Raw genomic sequence first — 2,221 nt, 5'->3', positions numbered from 1 at the left:
GCCCCGGGTCGCGCAGCGCGGTCTCCAGGAGGACGAGGCCGCCGAGGGTCAGCCGCTCCCCCACGACGCGCAGTTCGGGCTCGGCCTGGACGGCGAGGTCGAGGCGGACGGTGCCCGCGGGCCCCTCGACCGAGCAGCCGATGCGGAATCCGCGCCGATCCGGCACACAGGCCACGGGGTCGTCGAAGACGTCGATGAGTTCGGCACCCGCGCCGAGCCGCGCGAGCGCCTCGTACGCGCGCAGGGCGCTGGTCTTCCCGCTGCCGCTGGGTCCCGTGACATAGGTCAGCGGGCCGAGCGGGAGGACCGTGCCCCGGTGGCCGGCGAAGGCGGACAGCCGCAGCTCGACCACGTGCGGCCGGTCCTTGCCTGTCGGTGGCCAGGGGGCCCGCACCGGAGGGAGCAGCGTCATGTCCGGAACGTAGGCGCCGTCCGGTCAGGCGAACCGTTTTGCCCGTCCGCCCTTCCTACGTTCGGGGTATTACCCGGCAGGACCCCGCGCGCGCGGTCGACGACGGGTTACGTCGACGACGGATTACGGGGCCCCGTTGGCACAGGTCCGGTGGTTCGGGACCGCTGTCCCGGGCCCGCGGCCACAGGCCCGTTGTCATAGGCCCGTGCCATCCTGTGCGGGTGAATCTGGAGGACCTCAGACAGCTGCGCCGGGCCCGTGACGTGATGGACAGGGACTATGCCCGGCCTCTCGACGTGCCCGCCCTCGCGCGGGTGGCCCTCATGTCCCCCGGCCACTTCTCGCGCAGCTTCCGGTCCGCCTACGGGGAGACTCCGTACAGCTATCTCATGACCCGGCGCATCGAGCGCGCCAAGGCGCTCCTGCGGCGGGGCGACCTCAGCGTGACCGAGGTCTGCTTCGAGGTGGGGTGTACGTCACTGGGGTCGTTCAGCACCCGCTTCACCGAGCTGGTGGGCGAGAGCCCGAGCGCCTACCGGGCGCGGTCGCACGAGCCCGGCGAGCCCATCCCCGCGTGCGTGGCCAAGTTCCTGCTGAGACCGGTCAGGAATGGAGAAGCGAAAGCACCGGGCCGCCCGTAGCTTCTACGGCATGGACATCAAGCTCTCGCAGTGCTTCATCGCCGTCGACGACCACGACAAGGCCATCGCCTTCTACCGCGACGCCCTCGGTCTGGAGGTGCGCAACGACGTCTCGTACGAGGGCCTTCGGTGGGTCACCGTCGGCTCGCCCACGCAGCCCGGCGTGGAGATCGTGCTCGAACCCCCGGCCGCCGACCCGGCCACGTCACCGGCCGACCGGCAGGTCATGGCCGAGCTGCTCGCCAAGGGGCTGCTGCGGGGTGTGATCTTCTCCACGGACGACGTGGACGGCACCTTCGAGCGCGTCCAGGCCGCGGGCGGCGAGGTCCTCCAGGAGCCGGTCGACCAGCCCTACGGCGTACGTGACTGCGCCTTCCGCGACCCGGCGGGCAACATGCTCCGCTTCAACCAGCCGCGCCGCGGATAGCACCGTCGGGGCACGCACGGGATCAGGGCTGGGCGACCGCCTCGACCAGTCCCTGGACCTCCGTGCCGGGCGGCGCGAGCAGGAAGACGTTCTTGTCGACCCGGTGCATGCCGCAGCCGAGGCCGAGGACCACGCCGCTGCTGAAGTCCAGTACGCGCTTGGCCACTTCGGTCTCGGCGCCGGTCAGGTCGAGCAGGACCGGGATCTGCGCCATGACCGTCTCGGCGACCTCGCGGGCGTCCGAGAAGACGTTCACCCGCATCACCACGAAGCGCCGCCGCGCCTCGGTCTCCGCCTCGGGCATCGCGCGGTGCCCGGGCCACGAGGGCCATTCGTTGCGGCTGCGCAGCGGTACGACCTGGGCGAGCCCCTCCCACTGTTCGTCGGTGACGTCGTGGCGCTGACTGCTGCTCACTGACCCACTCCGTCCTGGCTCGTCCTCGATGTCTGCACCGGCCAATTCTTACGCCAAGTCACCCGATCAGCCCAACACCGACACGGATGGCCCATCCCGGATCGCGTCCGGCGGGCGACGGGTGGACCACGTTCCGGTCGCGAGTGAGCCACGCGCGGGCCGCGATACGGGTCGCGCGCGGGTCGCGATACGGGTCGCGATACGGGGCCTTCGCCTGGTCAGCAGTAGAGTGCGGGTCGCGCAGTCCCCTCCCGAGCCCCGAGGTATCGAAACGTTGAGCCCCGCACCTCCCGCCTCCCCCGAAGGCATACCGGCCGTCTCCGTAG

General features: G+C 71.3%; 3 protein-coding genes and 1 pseudogene. 2 read left to right on the top strand and 2 right to left on the bottom strand.

Going from position 1 to position 2,221, the window contains the following annotated elements:
• Positions 1-412, bottom strand: a pseudogene (locus AB8Z36_RS36890) (ATP-binding protein); the annotation flags it as partial.
• A 221-nt stretch (positions 413-633) separates the two neighbouring features.
• Between AB8Z36_RS36890 and AB8Z36_RS36885 the strand changes: the two are divergent.
• Entirely contained in the window at positions 634-1,053 is a 420-nt protein-coding gene (locus AB8Z36_RS36885; protein WP_369217750.1) for a helix-turn-helix transcriptional regulator, read from the top strand.
• A gap of 10 nt (positions 1,054-1,063) precedes the next feature.
• Positions 1,064-1,480, top strand: a complete 417-nt coding sequence (locus AB8Z36_RS36880; RefSeq protein WP_369217751.1) for a VOC family protein — start codon at positions 1,064-1,066, stop codon at positions 1,478-1,480.
• Between the two features lie 22 nt (positions 1,481-1,502).
• On the opposite strand, the gene AB8Z36_RS36875 is transcribed toward AB8Z36_RS36880, so the two are convergent.
• Complete coding sequence (locus tag AB8Z36_RS36875) at positions 1,503-1,895, bottom strand: cell division protein SepF (protein ID WP_369217749.1); 393 nt, start codon at positions 1,893-1,895, stop codon at positions 1,503-1,505.
• Positions 1,896-2,221 lie beyond the last annotated feature (326 nt).

The organism is Streptomyces flavofungini (assembly GCF_041028215.1).
GTDB lineage: Bacteria > Actinomycetota > Actinomycetes > Streptomycetales > Streptomycetaceae > Streptomyces > Streptomyces flavofungini_B.
Note: the sequence above shows the minus strand (reverse complement) of the source record. Positions and strands in the feature narration are given on the sequence as shown.

What these genes read in the sequence shown, in the direction of transcription:
- AB8Z36_RS36880 (WP_369217751.1), top strand. Translation starts at nt 1,064, where the DNA reads ATGGACATCAAGCTCTCGCAGTGCTTCATCGCCGTCGACGACCACGAC.